14 protein-coding genes are annotated in these 14,422 nt (G+C 70.7%); 8 read left to right on the top strand and 6 right to left on the bottom strand.

Going from position 1 to position 14,422, the window contains the following annotated elements; genetic code table 11:
* Nucleotides 1-95: 95 nt before the first annotated feature.
* Nucleotides 96-920 carry a SigB/SigF/SigG family RNA polymerase sigma factor gene (locus ACFYP0_RS17990; protein WP_124860175.1) on the bottom strand — a complete coding sequence of 275 codons (825 nt, stop codon included), beginning with the start codon at nt 918-920 and terminating at the stop codon, nt 96-98.
* A 409-nt stretch (nt 921-1,329) separates the two neighbouring features.
* Between ACFYP0_RS17990 and ACFYP0_RS17985 the strand changes: the two genes are divergently transcribed.
* Entirely contained in the window at nt 1,330-2,049 is a 720-nt protein-coding gene (locus ACFYP0_RS17985; protein ID WP_355501872.1) for a hypothetical protein, read from the top strand.
* Here the strand turns inward: ACFYP0_RS17985 and ACFYP0_RS17980 are convergent.
* Complete coding sequence (locus ACFYP0_RS17980) at nt 1,998-3,587, bottom strand: phospholipase D family protein (protein ID WP_356980502.1); 1,590 nt, start codon at nt 3,585-3,587, stop codon at nt 1,998-2,000. The genes ACFYP0_RS17985 and ACFYP0_RS17980 overlap by 52 nt on opposite strands.
* 133 nt (nt 3,588-3,720) lie before the next feature.
* Here ACFYP0_RS17980 and ACFYP0_RS17975 point away from each other — a divergent pair, with 133 nt between their 5' ends.
* Nucleotides 3,721-3,849 (top strand): hypothetical protein, encoded by a 129-nt coding sequence (locus tag ACFYP0_RS17975; protein WP_256441970.1) that lies wholly within the window; start codon nt 3,721-3,723, stop codon nt 3,847-3,849.
* 63 nt (nt 3,850-3,912) lie between these two features.
* Here the strand turns inward: ACFYP0_RS17975 and ACFYP0_RS17970 are convergent, their stop codons facing one another.
* The gene (locus tag ACFYP0_RS17970) at nt 3,913-4,899 is read right to left on the bottom strand and encodes a pirin family protein (protein WP_112583430.1); all 987 of its coding nucleotides are present in this window, start codon (nt 4,897-4,899) and stop codon (nt 3,913-3,915) included.
* A 10-nt stretch (nt 4,900-4,909) separates the two neighbouring features.
* Entirely contained in the window at nt 4,910-5,392 is a 483-nt protein-coding gene (locus ACFYP0_RS17965) for a MarR family winged helix-turn-helix transcriptional regulator (protein ID WP_356980504.1), read from the bottom strand.
* A 156-nt stretch (nt 5,393-5,548) separates the two neighbouring features.
* Between ACFYP0_RS17965 and ACFYP0_RS17960 the strand changes: the two genes are divergently transcribed.
* Complete coding sequence (locus ACFYP0_RS17960; RefSeq protein WP_356980506.1) at nt 5,549-6,082, top strand: GNAT family N-acetyltransferase; 534 nt, start codon at nt 5,549-5,551, stop codon at nt 6,080-6,082.
* 55 nt (nt 6,083-6,137) lie between these two features.
* On the opposite strand, the gene ACFYP0_RS17955 is transcribed toward ACFYP0_RS17960, so the two are convergent.
* On the bottom strand, nt 6,138-6,626 hold the full coding sequence (locus tag ACFYP0_RS17955; protein ID WP_356980508.1) for an FBP domain-containing protein: 489 nt from the start codon (nt 6,624-6,626) through the stop codon (nt 6,138-6,140).
* A gap of 60 nt (nt 6,627-6,686) precedes the next feature.
* On the opposite strand from ACFYP0_RS17955, the gene ACFYP0_RS17950 reads away from it, so the two are divergent.
* Together ACFYP0_RS17950 and ACFYP0_RS17945 are read left to right on the top strand one after the other, a co-directional pair.
* Entirely contained in the window at nt 6,687-7,256 is a 570-nt protein-coding gene (locus tag ACFYP0_RS17950) for a TetR/AcrR family transcriptional regulator (RefSeq protein WP_356980510.1), read from the top strand.
* A gap of 33 nt (nt 7,257-7,289) precedes the next feature.
* Entirely contained in the window at nt 7,290-7,877 is a 588-nt protein-coding gene (locus ACFYP0_RS17945) for a DUF1684 domain-containing protein (RefSeq protein WP_356980512.1), read from the top strand.
* A 44-nt stretch (nt 7,878-7,921) separates the two neighbouring features.
* Here ACFYP0_RS17945 and ACFYP0_RS17940 read toward each other — a convergent pair whose 3' ends face one another.
* Complete coding sequence (locus ACFYP0_RS17940) at nt 7,922-8,509, bottom strand: general stress protein (RefSeq protein ID WP_124860157.1); 588 nt, start codon at nt 8,507-8,509, stop codon at nt 7,922-7,924.
* A gap of 111 nt (nt 8,510-8,620) precedes the next feature.
* On the opposite strand from ACFYP0_RS17940, the gene ACFYP0_RS17935 reads away from it, so the two are divergent.
* The 3 genes from ACFYP0_RS17935 to ACFYP0_RS17925 all read left to right on the top strand — a co-directional run bounded on the left by ACFYP0_RS17935 (nt 8,621) and on the right by ACFYP0_RS17925 (nt 14,115).
* A complete protein-coding gene (locus ACFYP0_RS17935) occupies nt 8,621-10,453 on the top strand; it encodes a glycoside hydrolase family 15 protein (RefSeq protein ID WP_356980514.1) in 1,833 nt (610 codons plus the stop codon).
* A 153-nt stretch (nt 10,454-10,606) separates the two neighbouring features.
* Nucleotides 10,607-13,483, top strand: a complete 2,877-nt coding sequence (locus tag ACFYP0_RS17930; RefSeq protein ID WP_356980516.1) for a ricin-type beta-trefoil lectin domain protein — start codon at nt 10,607-10,609, stop codon at nt 13,481-13,483.
* A 131-nt stretch (nt 13,484-13,614) separates the two neighbouring features.
* A complete protein-coding gene (locus tag ACFYP0_RS17925; RefSeq protein ID WP_356980518.1) occupies nt 13,615-14,115 on the top strand; it encodes a metallophosphoesterase family protein in 501 nt (166 codons plus the stop codon).
* Nucleotides 14,116-14,422 lie beyond the last annotated feature (307 nt).

Genomic DNA, 14,422 nt, shown 5'->3' with positions numbered 1-14,422 from the left:
CTGTGGTCGCACTGTAACGCTCACGTGACAACACGGGCAGCACAGACAGAGCGGAGGGCCGGGTCCATGGACCCGGCCCTCCGTGCGTCAACCGGTCAGTACGTGCCGTCGAGCTGGCCGCGCAGCTTGGTCAGCGCGCGGGTCAACAGCCGCGAGACGTGCATCTGCGAGACACCGATCTGGTCGGCGATCTGCGACTGGGTCAGGTTGCCGTAGAAGCGCAGCGTGAGGATCTTCTGCTCGCGCTCGTCGAGGGTGGCCAGCGCCGGGCCGAGGGCGACCCGCAGCTCAGCCAGCTCGAACTCGCTGTCCTCGCCGCCGAGCATGTCGCCCAGCTCGGTGGCGCGCTCGCCGTCGCCGGTCGGGGTGGACAGCGACACCGCGTTGTACGCGCGGGCGCCCTCCAGGCCCTCCAGCACCTCTTCCTCGGTGAGCTTGAGGTGCGCGGCGATGTCGGCGACCGTCGGCGAGCGGCCGAGGGTCTGCAGGAGCGAGCTGTTGGCGTCGGAGATGGCCAGCCGCAGCTCCTGGAGCCGGCGGGGCACGCGGATGTCCCAGGTGCGGTCGCGGAAGTGTCGCTTGAGCTCGCCGATGATGGTGGGGATCGCGTAACCGGCGAAGTCGACACCGCGCTCGGGGTCGAACTTGTCGATGGCCTTGATCAGGCCGATCGCGGCGGTCTGCGCCAGGTCGTCGTTCGGCTCGCCTCGCCCGCTGTAGCGGTGGGCCAGGTGGTTGGCGAGCGGCAGCCAGGCCTCGATCGCCCGGTCCCGCAGCGCAGCGCGCGACGGGTGGTTGGTGGGCAGTGCCGCCATTGCGTTGAGCAGGTCGGCGGCGCTGTCGGTGAGTGCGCGCGGGTCGAGCTTGGTGGTGGCCTTGACGGCGGAGCTCGGCTGCTCGGTGATCGTTGGCGCGGTCATGGGTGGTCCTCCCTGCACCTCGTCCGCGGACAAAAAGACGTGACGCTTTGGTTTAGCTTCCAATGGGCCGTTCGGGAGTCACCTTAACCTGATCGTCTCCCGGAAATCTAGCCGAAAGGTTGATGTACTTAAGGTGTGTTGAACCATAAAAGGGGCAAAAGGTGCGGAAGTCAGGGTGGCTGTGAGGATCCTTACCCGTGTTCCGGCCGTGGGCCGGCTGCGCGCTCGGCCGGTCGGTCGGTCCGGCCGGGCGGCCCACGGGTCGCGCCGACCGGTCAACAGGAAATCCGACAACTCGCCAGGAGTGTCGACTATCCGTCCTTGTCCCACCGGCGGGACCGGCCTAGCGTCGCGTGTACACACCCGGTTCGGAGGCACCGTGCTCGATCCAGCCGCTCCCCAGCTTGTCGTGAACAGTCGCACCCTCTACTTCAGCTGGCTGCCGGCGGATCCCGACGCGGTCGCCGCGCTGGTCCCGCCGGGGCTCCGCCCCCGCCCCGACCGGCAGGTCTTCCTCAACCAGTACGTCGTCGACGACGAGACGCAGACCTCCGGCTTCGGCGCGTACTCGCTGACGTACCTCGGCGTCTCGCTCCTCGGCGTCGACGCGCCCGGCGGCCTCAACGCGGGTGGCTGGTGGACCCACTACGTGGCCTCCAGCCGGCGGGTCCGTGAGTACGCCCTCGCCCGCGGCGCTCCGGTGCTCGCCGGGCGCACCCGGATCGACGTCAACGGCGAGGACCTGCTCTCCGAGACGGAGATCGACGGCACGCCGTTGATCCGGGCCCGGTGTCGGGTGGGGGAGACCGGTCACGCGATCAGCAGTGGGCACCACCGCTACTTCACCCGGCGCGACGGCCAGCTGCTCAGCTCGGCCTACCCGTTCGTCGCCGAGCCGGTCGCCCCGTTCGAGATCGAGTCGGTGGAGTTCCTCCAGCCCGGCCACTCGATGTACGCGCTGCGCCCGGCCAACCCGCTGACCATCGGCTTCGGCTACTACTCACCGCGCTCGTCGTTCGCCTACCCGGGCGGGCTGAACGTGCACGCGGTCGCCGCCCCGGAGCCGGCCCGACCGCTTCACCAGGTGCCGGCCAGTCTCGCCCGCAGCGGCCTGCCGTCCGGGTCGTAGACCAGCCGGTACACCGGCAGCGCCCAGGCCCGGGTGTACCACGGAAGCCGTTCGGGGCGGTGCGGGCGCAGCCGCCCGGGCGGCCGTTCCCCCACCTGGCCGTCGTCGTACCACTGCTGTAGCGCGTCGGCGGCGGTCGTGACGGCCGCGACGGCGTCTGCCGGGTCCAGCAGGTCGGCGTCGTCGGCGCCGTCCGGGTCGCGGTCCAGGTGCTCGCGCCACAGCCGCAGTCGCAGGTCCCGGGCGAAGCTCCGCGCGCCGTCGCCCCGCCCGGCGGGGTCGGTGGGCTCCCGCTGGTCCGGGGTGTCGTCGAGCACCGCGCAGGACAACTCGCTGTCGTGCGTCCAGGACCGCCGGTTGAAGTTGTCGCTGCCCACGCTGGCCCAGACGTCGTCGACCACGCAGACCTTCGCGTGTACGTAGACCGGGTCGCCGGCGTGGTTCTCCACGTCGAACACGTGCACCCGGTCCGGTGCGGCCCGCTCACACAGTGACAGCGCCTGCTCGCGCCCGACCATGTTCGGCGGCAACGCCAGCCTGCCGTCCACGTCCGGGTGGCGGGGGACGACGGCGATCAGGTGCAGGTCCGGGTTGTCCCGCAGCGCGTGCGCGAACAGGTCCGCGACCTCGGCCGACCAGAGGTACTGATCCTCCAGGTAGATCAGTCGGCGGGCCCGGCGTACCGCCTTGGTGTAACCCCGGGCCACGGTCCGCTCCCCGTCCGGTGCGAACGAGTAGCGCGGGCGTACGGCGGGGTAGGTGCGCAGCACCTGGATCTGGTGCGGACCGCAGGGCGGCGGATCGGCCGGCTGTTCGGGCAGCGGGTCGGGGCGCAGGTCCGAGCCGCGCAGCCGGTCCCGCAGGTAGGCCATCGGGTTCTCCGAGTCCAGCGGCATCGGGTCGTTCCAGCGTTCCCGGAACAGGGTGTCCAACGCGCCGACCACCGGACCGCGCACCGCGAGCTGCACGTCGTGCCAGGGCGGATTGGGTCCGTACCGGGGGGACATCTCCACCGGCTGCGGGTCGCCGTGGTGGGTGGCGTCGTCGCGGCGGCTGTGGCACAGGTCGATCCCGCCGGCGAAGGCGACGTCCCGCTCGGGCGCGCCCTGGTGCCGCAGCACGACGAGCTTCTGATGGTGCGAGCCGCCGCGCCGGACCCGTTGGTCCAGCAGCACCTCGCCACCAGCGGCCGAGATCGTCTCGCTGAGGTCGCGGTTCTCCGCCTCGCTGTACGCCAGGACGTCGAGGTGCGAGCGCCAGATCAACCCCTTGACCACCACACCGCGCTGCGCGGCCTGCGCGAAGAGTTGGGCCACTGTCGGACCGTCCGTGCGCAGCCGCTGGTCCGGGTCACCGCGCCAGTCGGTGAAGAACAGGTGGTCGCCGGGGCCCAGGGCCTCGACCTCGTCTACCAGTCGGTCGAAGTACGCGGCACCGTGAATCAACGGCTCGGCGAGGTTTCCCGTGGTCCATACGGGTATGCCAGACACCGGGTTGGCACGTTCCTCAGCGGTCAGAAACCAGTCCTGCAACGGCACCGTCCAGCCCCCCTGGAGGTCGGCAACGTCCTCACGGTAGGACCCCCGACGCGGGTCCGCACGCCAGGCCCCGGACCGGTGACCTGGCCAACGCCATCGGAAGCGACGCGACAACAGCCGAGGAGGCCACATCATGCCCCGCGACACGACGAATCCCGTGACCGAGAACCGCGAGCCGGCGGTGGAGAGCGAACGGGGTGCGCTGGTAGCGGTGTTGGTGATGGTGATTCTGGGCGTCGCCGGGATATTTGCGGTCTCCTGAGGCGGCGCCGACGCCCCCGGGTGAACCGGAGGCGTCGGCGCCGAACTCAGCGGTCGACCGTGGTCAGGGCCGGGTGCCCTGGCCGCCGGTGTGCGGAAGCCGCTCGGTGGGGATCACGCCGAGACGGCCGGCCTGGAAGTCCTCGAACGCCTTGAGCAGTTCGTCCCGGGTGTTCATCACGAACGGGCCGTACTGTGCCACCGGCTCCCGGATCGGCTGACCACCCATGATGTAGAGGTCCAGTGCCGGGGTGTTGCTGTCCTGAGCGGTGTCGGCGCTGAACCGCAGGGCGTCACCCGGGCCGTGCACCGCGAGCTGGCCGGTACGTACCGGCCGCCGGTCGGTGCCGACCGTGCCGCGACCGCCCAGCACGTACACCAGGGCGTTGAAGTCGGGCCGCCAGGGCAGGTCGACCTGCGCGCCCGGCTGCACGGTGACGTGCGTGATGGTGATCGGGGTGAAGGTCGAACCCGGGCCGCGGTGACCGGCGACCTCGCCGGCGATGACCCGGATCAGCGCGCCGCCGTCGGGCGTGGTGAGCAGCGCCGACTCCCGACCTCGGATGTCCTGGTAGCGGGGCGGGTTCATCTTGGCCGAGCGGGGCAGGTTGACCCACAGCTGGGTGCCGTGGAAGAGCCCGCCGCTCATCACCAGGTGCTCCGGCGGCGCCTCGATGTGCAGCAGGCCGCTGCCCGCCGTCATCCACTGGGTGTCGCCGTCGGTGATGGTGCCGCCACCGCCGTTGGAGTCCTGGTGGTCGAAGACGCCGTCGATGATGTACGTGACGGTCTCGAAGCCGCGGTGCGGGTGCCACGGGGTGCCCTTGGGCTCGCCCGGCGCGTAGTCGACCTCGCCCATCTGGTCCAGATGGATGAACGGGTCCAGGTCGGTGGTCGACACCCCGGCGAAGGCGCGACGGACCGGGAAGCCCTCACCCTCGAAGCCGCTGGGCGCCGTGGTCACCGTGCGGACCGGGCGGATCGTGGCGGCCTCGTCGAGGCGGGGCAGGCGGGGCAGGACGAGAACGTTGTCGACGGTGATCGCGGGCATGTCGAGGCTCCTAGCGTGTGGCGGGGGTGGTCGAGCTGACCCGCGATGCCCGCAGGCGCTCGCCGAGCCGGTCGAAGACCCTGGTGAGGCAGGCGACCTCGGCATCGTCGAGGTCGTCCATGAGATGGGTACGCACCGACGCCAGATGGTGGGGTGCGGCTTCCCGCAGGGCGAGCAGCCCGGCGGCGGTGAGCACCGCCTCGCTGCCGCGCCGGTCGTCCGGGCAGGGCTCCTTGCTGACCAGCCCACGACGCTGCATGGAGGAGACCTGGTAGGTGAGGCGGCTGGGCGAGAAGATCAACCGGTTGGCCAGCTCGCCCATCCGTAGCCGCTGCCCGGGTGCCTCGGAGAGCAGGACCAGCACGTGGTAGTCGGCGAAGCTGAGGTCGCTGTCGACCCGCAGGTCCTCTTCCAACTGGGTGTAGAGACGCTGGCTGGCCTCGATGTAGGCGCGCCAGGCGGCCTCTCGGGTGCTGTCCAGGCTCTCGGTCATGCCATGACGGTAGCACTCCTTCAAAATTTAAGTAATGCCGTTAGGCGTCGTCTGGGTCACTTCCTCACGCGCTGGCCGCCGGATCGTGCAGCTTTGAAGGAAGTCCGCGCTAATCCAGCGGCGTGTAGGCCGCAGGTTGTGCCAGACTCCGGCCTCGTGGAACACGTGGAACTCTCCGCCGCCGACCTGTTGCTGCGCCCCTGGCGGGACGAGGACGCCCCGGCAGTGCGCGACGCCCTCCGGGACCCGGCGATCGCCCAGTGGAACCCGCAGGCTGGCGGCCCGATCGACGACGAGGTCGCGCTGCTCTGGGTGCGTCGCCGGGCCGACTGGTCCACCGGCGGTCACGCCTCGATGGCGGTCACCGCGGCGGCCGACGGCGAACTGCTGGGCTCGGTGTCGCTGCACCGCATCCACGACGGCGACGCGTCCATCGGCTACTGGACGGTGCCCGCAGCACGGGGCCGTCAGGTGGCGGTCCGCGCCGTCGTCCGGCTCACCGACTGGGCGTTCGCGGATCTTGGGCTGCACCGGGTGGAGCTGTGTCACGCGGTGGCCAACCCGGCGTCCTGCCGGGTCGCCGACCGTGCTGGCTACCCGGCCGAGGGGACGCTGCGCGAGTCGTACCGGTACGGCGACGGCCGCCGCTACGACGAGCACCTGCACGCCCGCCTGGCCACCGACCGCTAGCCGGCCGGGGTCCGAACCCGCTCTGGCCCCGGCCGCGCCCGGTCGCCTCGAACCATCACTCGGTGACCTTGCCGAGGAATGTCGCGAGAGCGGTCCTGACCCGGTCGATCCGCTCCGGCAGGGGCAGCGGCTCGGGCGCGGGGGGCCCGGCGTGCTTTTTCCCCCGCAGGTACAGCGAGCAGGCCAGGTCGGAGCACAGGTACGTGCCCACGGAGTCGCCCTGCCGTCCGCTCGGACCGGCCTTGGGTGCGGTCATCAACGAGACGCCACCGCCGAGGTGGGTGGTCAGGCAGAACGAGCACATGCTGTGCCGCACGCGCCCCATCTGGTGCGTCGCGGCGCGCAGCACCACCCCGGTCAGCCTGCCGTCGGTCTCGGCCACCAGGTAGGCCCGCTGCGGCGCGGAGGGATCCCGCCAGCCGAGAAAGTCGAGGTCGTCCCAGGGGCGCATATCAAGATCATTCGGTACGGCCAGCCGCTTCGCCTCGCCCTTGCTGCAATTGACGAAGGACGCGCGGATGACGGATTCGGTCAGGACCAACATAGGTAGTAGCCTAGCCCTTCTAGGCAAGAGAATATTACGGCTAGGTTTGGAGTGTGCTGCATGGCACGTGCTGGGGTGACCGTCGAGCGCCTGACGCTGGCCGCTGCCGAGTTGGCCGACCAGCTGGGCGTGGAGAACGTCACGGTTGCGGCGCTCGCACGCCAGTTCGGGGTCAAGGACGCCAGCCTGTACTTCCACCTCAAGAACGCGCAGGAACTGCGGGTCCGGATCGCCCTGCTGGCACTGGCGGAGCTGGCCGACCGCGTCGCCGCCGCGCTCGCCGGCCGGGCCGGCAAGGACGCGCTGGTGGCGTTCGCCAACGCGTACCGCGACTACGCGCGAGAGCACCCCGGCCGCTACGCCGCCATGCAGATCGACCTCGACCCGGAGACCGCCGTCGCGAGCGCGGGCGTCCGGCACGCCGAGATGACCCGGGCGATCCTGCGCGGCTACCGGCTTTCCGAGCCCGACCAGACCGACGCGGTGCGGATGATGCACAGCACGTTCCACGGGTTCGTGAGCCTGGAGAAGACCGGCGGCTTCCGGCACACCCCGCGCCCCACCGACGACTCCTGGTCGCGCACCCTGGACGCCCTCGACGCCGTCCTCACCAACTGGCCGTCGCGCTGAGCTGCCGCAGAGCCACGGCATAGGCTCGGTGGCGTGGATGATCTGGAGTTGGCCGACTGGCGGGAGCGGGTGGCCCGGCTGTACCTGTCCGACGTCGACCTGGCCGGCTTCCGCGCCGGTCGCGACGAACTCTTCGCCACCCACCCGCAGAGCCCGATCCCCGTGGCGGAGCGGCCCGACTTCGCCGGGGTGCGCTACTTCCCGCCCAACCCCGAGGCCGTGGTGGAGGCACCCCTGCGATCGGCCAGCGGTGAGCTGCGCATCGACACCGGTGGCCCGGACGGGGTGGTCGCGTACCGGCGGGTCGCGGTGGCCGAGACGCCGTGGGGGCCGCTGACCCTGTGGTGGATCGAGGCGTACGGGGGCGGGCTGTTCGTTCCGCTGCGCGACGGCACCTGCGGGCGGGAGAGCTACGGCGGAGGTCGGTACCTCACCGACACGGTGAAGGGCACCTTCGGTCGGGGCGTCGAGCTGCTGCCCGGCGACCGGGTCCGGCTGGACGCCAACTACCTCTACAACCCGAGCTGCGCCTACGACGACCGTTGGGCCTGCCCGCTGGCACCACCGGAGAACCGGGTCGACGTGCCGCTGCGGGCCGGCGAGCTGGCCTACCACGACTGAACGGCCGCCCCGGCGTGTTGCCGGGACGGCCGGTCGATCGTCGCTCAGCGGGCGTTCGCCGCCGAGCCGGACATCTGCATCCGACCGAGCAGCTGTCGCGCCTGGTCGGCCAGTTTTGCGTCGACGGTCACCGCGTACTGGCCGGCGCGCAGTGAGCTGGCCGAGGTGAAGTCGCGCTGGCCGCCCGTCATGGCGTGCGCGACCGCGCCGAACACGGCACCCCAGATCGCACCGATGACCAGCCCGACCAGGATCACCGCCAGCCAGTTGCCGACGGTGAAGATGCCGAACAACAGGCCGATGAAGAGCCCGAACCAGGCGCCGGTACCGGCGCCGAGCAGGCCGGCTCGACCGGTGGTCATTCGCCCGAGCACCGTCTCCACCAGGGTGAGGTTGGTGCCGACGATGGCGCTGTGCTCCACCGGAAAGCGATTGTCGGCCAGGTAGTCGACAACCCGCTGCGCGGTCGGATAGTCCGGGTACGAGCCGATCGTCACGGTCGGCGGACCGCCCTCCGGCCCGTGGCCGTCCCCGGCTGGTGTCGACAGGCGGCCGGCCGGCCCGGATGGAAGCAGGTCGCCACCCTGTGTGCCGGACCGCCAGGCGGCGGTCGGCCCCGAAGCTGACGTCATGAGCATCCTCCCTCGTCAGCTCGCCGCGTTCCCGTCCAGGCCGCCCGGTAACGCGGTCTCCACCGTCGGACAGGAAGGGAATGGGCGCGGACTGCCCGGGTAGGCAGTCAGGTGGAGAGCGGACAGATCAGCGACTACGGGTTCCTCGCCGACGGCCGCACCGCGGCGCTGGTGGACGCCTCGGGCTCGGTGAACTGGTGGTGCCCTGGCCGGTTCGACGCCCCGTCGGTGTTCGGGCGGCTGCTCGACGACGGCGCGGGTCACTGGTCGATCCGACCGGAGGTCGATTTCACTGTCGAACGGAGCTACCTGGAGGACACCCTGGTGTTGCGGACCGTCTTCCGCACCGCGCAGGGGGAGGTCGCGCTCACCGACGCGCTCGCCTTCGAGCCAGGCTCGCGAGGTCACGACATCGGGATGCACCCACCGCAGGTGCTGGTCCGTAGCGTGCAGGGACTCTCCGGTGCGGTGCCGATGCGGGTGCACTACCGTCCGCGCTTCGAGTACGGGCGCACCATCGCCTACCTGGTCGAGCGTGAGGACATGCTCGAGGCCATCGCCGGGGCCGCGCGGCTCACCTTCCGCAGCAGCGTGCGGTTGGCGTGCGGCGACGATGGCGATGCCGCGGCCACGTTCACCGTCCGCGCCGGCACGACCCACAACTTCAGTCTCGGGTACGCCCCGACCTACGACGCCCCACTGCCGGAGGTACCGGACGCCGACCAGACGATCGCCGACACCGTCGCCGGCTGGCGGTCCTGGGCCGCCGACCACGACTACCAGGGTCTCTACGCCGAGGAGGTGCGGCGCAGCGGGCTGGTGGTGCAGGGCATGACGTACCGGCCCAGCGGCGCGGTGGTGGCCTCGGTGACCACCTCGCTGCCGGAGAAGCTCGGCGGGGACCGCAACTACGACTACCGCTACGTCTGGGTGCGCGACTTCAGCCACACCCTGCGGGCGCTGTGGCGGTCGGCGTGCTTCGACGAGGTGCGGCGGCAGTTCGCCTGGTTGGGCCGGGCGATGGGCCGAATCGGTGATCAGCCGGTGCCCATCATGTACGGGGTGCTGGGGGAGCGGGACCTCACCGAGCATCGGCTGGACCAGCTCGGCGGTTACCGCGACAGCCCGCCGGTGGTGACCGGCAACGACGCGTGGCGGCAGCGGCAGAACGACATCTACGGCGCGGCCATGGACGCCGCCTGGCTGATGCGTGACCAGCTGGAACCGTTCGACCCGGACGTCTATCACCTGCTCCGGGTGCTCGCCGATCAGGCCGAGCAGGACTGGAAACAGCCGGACGCGGGGATGTGGGAGGAGCGTGGAGTGCAGCACCACCACGTGTCCTCGAAGGTGGAGTGCTGGGTGGCGCTGGACCGGGCGGTCCGCTTCGGCGACCAGCTCGGCGGGCCGCAGGACCTGGCTCGCTGGACGGCGGCCAGGGACGAGGTGCGCGCGGCGATCCTTGAGCGGGGGTGGAGCGACCGGCTCCAGTCGTACACCGGGATTTTCGATTCCGACGAGCTGGACGCGTCGGTGCTGGTGATGCCGCTGGTGGGGTTTCTGCGGGCCGATGACCCGCGGATGCGCTCGACGGTCCGCGCGGTGGAGCGGCGACTGTCGCACGACGGCCTGCTGCGGCGCTGGGACGGCGACCCGGCGGGCTTCGTCATCTGTTCGTTCTGGCTGGTGAGTTGCCTGGCGTTGGCCGGCGAGCGGGACCGGGCGCACGAGTTGTTTCGCGATCTGGCTGGTCGGGTCAACGACCTGGGCCTGTTCGCCGAGCAGATCGACCAGCAGACCGGGGAGCAGTTGGGCAACTTCCCGCAGGCGTTCTCGCACATCGGCCTCATCAATGCCGCCGGTGTGCTCACCGACGTCGAGCAGGACCCGACGTTGCGCGATTGCGGGATGCCCCCGGCGCACTTCACTCCGACGCGTCGCTGAGCCCGTACTTTCGTGTAAATCTTGACAACTTTCGATACGACGACGCGAAGTTCTATCGTCTTCCAGTGAAAGACGTTAATGTCCGGGAAACACCGCGGTGCTCCTCCAGTCGGCGGGAGCGGCACCGAGATCCCCCGGACAGCTGGAGGTCTCGTGTCCCGCACTCTGCGTCGACGGCTCGTCAGTGCCACCACAGTGCTCACCGTCCTGGTCGCCCTCTGCCTCGTTCCGCAGGCAAGCGTTCTACCGGCCGCCGCGTCCCCGGCTCAGGTCGCCGCCCTCGCCCCGCCCGCCACCATCGGTTTCGAGAAGGTCGCCCTCGACGGCGGCCTCTCCATGGGCGAACCGATCGAACTGGCCGTCGCACCCGACGGCAAGGTCTTCTACATCAACCGGGGCACCAGCAGCGCCGGTGGCCAGGTCCGCCTCTACAACCCGGCGACCAGGTCCACCACTGTGGCCCTGACCCTGGCGCTGGACGCCCGCTTCGAGGACGGCCTGATCGGCATCACCCTGCACCCGGGCTTCGCGAGCAATCGCTGGGTCTACCTCTTCTACTCGCCGAAGGTCACCCCGTTGGTCAACCGGATCAGTCGGTTCACCTTCAACCCGTCCACGCTGCTGCTCGACCCCGGCAGCGAGGACGTGCTGATCGAGTGGCCCACCGAACGCGATCTCTGCTGCCACTCGGCCGGCTCGATGAGCTGGGACACCGCCGGCAACCTGTACTTCGCCGTCGGCGACAACACCAACTCCGGCGGCGACTCCGCCGGGATGGCCCCGATCGACGAGCGGACCAGCCGCAACGCGCAGTACGACGCCCAGCGCACCTCGGGCAACACCAACGACCTGCGCGGCAAGATCAACCGGATCCACCCGGAGAACCACGGCAGCTACACCGTCCCCGCCGGCAACCTCTTCGCCGCCGGCACCGCGCGAACGCGCCCGGAGATCTACGTGATGGGCGTGCGCAACCCGTACCGGATCTGGGTGGACCGCAAGGCCGACAACACCCTCTACTGGGGCGAGGTCGGCCCGGATGCCGGCACCGACCTCGCCAACCGTGGCCCGGCGGCCTACGACGAGTTCAACCGGGCCAACGGGCCCGGCAACTACGGCTGGCCGTACTGTGGCGGCCCCAACGTCGCCTACAACGACTGGGACTTCGCCACCGCCACACCGCGTGGCTGGTTCCCCTGCGGCGGCTCGACCGGCCCGGTCAACAACTCACCCCGCAACACGGGCGTCCAGCAGCTTCCGCCGACGAAACCGGCGCTGGTCTGGGAGCAGCACGGCGGCAGTGAGGACTGGCCGGCGCTGGACAACCCGGGTGGGTGCGGGTCGCCCAACCACGTCGAGGTCTACCACTACGACCCGAACCTCGTCTCGGACGTGAAGTGGCCGGCCTACTACGACAACAAGTGGCTGATCTCCGAGTACTGCCGCAACTGGATCAAGGAGGTCCAGTTCGACAACGGCAACCCGTCCAACGGGGCGCCGACCGTCATCGAGCCGGTGCTCGCCGGCATGAAGCTCGTCCACCCGATCGACTGGCAGTTCGGCCCGGACGGCTCGCTCTACCTGCTGGAGTACGGCAGCGGCTACTTCTCCGGCGCGGTCGACGCCGGTCTCTACAAAATCAACTACGTCCAGGGTGGCCGGTCGCCGGTAGCCAAGGCCACCGTCAACCGGGACAACGGCCTGGCCCCCCTCTCGGTGACCTTCTCCAGCGCCGGCAGCTCGGACCCGGACGGCGACCCGCTGACGTACGCGTGGGACTTCACCAACAACGGCAGCACCGACTCGACCGCCGCGAACCCGTCCTTCACGTACTCCGCCAACGGCAGCTACAGCGCCCGGCTGACCGTCAACGACGGCACCGGCCGCAGCGCCACCACAGTGGTGTCGGTGGTGGTCGGCAACAACCGGCCGACGGTCACGTTGACCGGCCTGCCCGCCGGCGGGCTCTTCGACTGGGGACAGGACCTGGCGGTGGGTGCCACGGCCAGCGACCCGCAGGACGGCACGCCGGCCTGCTCGGCGGTTGTCGTCCGGGCCGCGCTGGGCCACCAGGAGCACGCCCACGAGGAGGGGGAGGGGACCGGCTGCGGCGCGACCTTCAACACCGGCCCGGTGCACGCCGGCCCCGACTCGGTGCTGTTCTTCGTCCTGCGGGGCAGCTACACCGATCGCGGCGCGACCGGCTCGGCCGCCCTCACCGGTGAGCAGGAGATCAGCCTCTACCCGAAACAGTGGCAGGCCGAGCACTTCGTCCAGCTCAACGGCCCCAAGGTGATCGACCAGGCGGCGGCCGAGGGTGGCAAGCGGCTGGGTGACGTCCAGAACGGCGAGAGCGTCCGGCACCACGCGGTGAGCCTCAAGGGGATCACCGGCGTCCGGGCCCGGGTCTCCTCCGGCGGCCCCGGCGGCACCATCTCCTTCCGGTACGACTCACCGACCGGCACCGAGGTCGCCCGGATCGCGGTGCCGAACACCGGCGGCTGGGACAACTACACCGAGCTGAGCGCCACGGTGACCACGCCAGACGACGGCACCCACGACCTGTACCTGGTCGTCACCGGCGGCAGCGGGGCGTTGCTGGACGTGGACAGCTACACCTTCACCGGCCCAGGTGTCGGCACCGGCGGGGCGCGCACCGGTGAGGTCAAGGCCCTCGGCAAGTGCGCGGACATCGCCTCCAGCCAGACCGCGAACGGCACCAAGGTGCAGACCTGGACCTGCAACGGCACCGCCGCCCAGCGCTGGACCCTGCCCGGCGACGGTACGGTGCGAGGGCTCGCCAAGTGCCTGGACGTGAAGGCGAGCGGCACCACCGACGGCACCCTCGTGCAGCTCTACGACTGCAACGGCACCGCTGCCCAGCAGTGGGCCGCCCAGCCGGACGGCAGCCTGCGCAACCCCCAGTCCGGACGTTGCCTGGACATCCCCAACTCGGACCTCACCGACGGTCGGCAACTGCGGATCTGGACCTGCAACGGCACCGGGGCGCAACGCTGGACCCTGCCGTGACCGCCCCCTGACCGGCTCGGCACCCGTACCCGAGCGTCGATGACGCACGGGGCCGGGCGGCGGAGGCGGAACCCGGCCGTCCACCCACGTCCCCCGGGTGGGCGGCCGGGACTCGGGGGACAATGCCAGGTATGCGGCTGGTGCTCACGGCGGACACCCACCTACCGAAGCGGGCCCGGGACCTGCCCGGGCCCCTCTGGGCGGCCATCGAGGCGGCCGACGTGGTGGTGCACGCCGGCGACTGGGTGGACGAGGCCCTGCTCGACGCCATGACCGCGCGATCGCGCCAACTGATCGGGGTGTACGGCAACAACGACGGCCCGGCGCTGCGCGCCCGGCTGCCGGAGGTGGCCCGGGTCGAGCTCGACGGCCTGCGGGTCGCTGTGGTGCACGAGACCGGGCCCCGGGCCGGCCGGGAGAAGCGGTGCGCGGCCCGCTTTCCCGACGTCGACCTGCTGGTGTTCGGGCATTCGCACATCCCCTGGGACACCGAGGCACCCGGTGGGCTGCGCCTGCTCAACCCCGGCTCACCCACCGACCGCCGCTCCCAACCCCACGCCACCTACCTCACCGCCGAGGTGCACGAGGGCAGCCTGACCGAGGTGAAGCTGCACTCCCTGCCCCGCCCCTGATCGCCCTCACCAGGCCCTCGCCCAGTCGTCCTCCCTCTCGCCCCTCGCCCCCTGCTCCTGCGGATCTTGCACTTGCTGTCGTTGTTCTGCGCCTTGCGCGGCTTTTGTCGCGACAGCAAGTGCAAGATCGCGTGGAGGGTGCGGCGGACCGGACTGCCCCTGCTCCGCGATCTTGCACTTTCTGTCCCGACACAAGGGGCATACCCGCCCAGGCCGACAACAGAAACCGCAAGATCGGCGCGGGCCTCTCGCTCGACACCCGTTGATCTACCACAGGTCCCGTTGTCCAACACGGGGCTGGCCCGGC

Origin of the sequence: Micromonospora arida (assembly GCF_042873195.1) — a bacterium.
Classification (GTDB): domain Bacteria; phylum Actinomycetota; class Actinomycetes; order Mycobacteriales; family Micromonosporaceae; genus Micromonospora; species Micromonospora arida.
The sequence above is the reverse complement of the archived record's forward strand: the minus strand, read 5'-3'. Positions and strand labels throughout refer to the sequence as shown.

Bases quoted from the DNA above. Each gene is read 5' to 3' on its own strand.
- ACFYP0_RS17950 (WP_356980510.1), top strand. From the start codon at position 6,687: ATGGCACGTGCTGGGGTGACCGTCGAGCGCCTGACGCTGGCCGCTGCC.
- ACFYP0_RS17975 (WP_256441970.1), top strand. From the start codon at position 3,721: ATGCCCCGCGACACGACGAATCCCGTGACCGAGAACCGCGAGCCGGCG.
- ACFYP0_RS17990 (WP_124860175.1), bottom strand. From the start codon at position 920: ATGACCGCGCCAACGATCACCGAGCAGCCGAGCTCCGCCGTCAAGGCC.
- ACFYP0_RS17940 (WP_124860157.1), bottom strand. From the start codon at position 8,509: ATGACGTCAGCTTCGGGGCCGACCGCCGCCTGGCGGTCCGGCACACAG.
- ACFYP0_RS17965 (WP_356980504.1), bottom strand. From the start codon at position 5,392: ATGACCGAGAGCCTGGACAGCACCCGAGAGGCCGCCTGGCGCGCCTAC.
- ACFYP0_RS17925 (WP_356980518.1), top strand. From the start codon at position 13,615: ATGCGGCTGGTGCTCACGGCGGACACCCACCTACCGAAGCGGGCCCGG.
- ACFYP0_RS17955 (WP_356980508.1), bottom strand. From the start codon at position 6,626: ATGTTGGTCCTGACCGAATCCGTCATCCGCGCGTCCTTCGTCAATTGC.
- ACFYP0_RS17970 (WP_112583430.1), bottom strand. From the start codon at position 4,899: ATGCCCGCGATCACCGTCGACAACGTTCTCGTCCTGCCCCGCCTGCCC.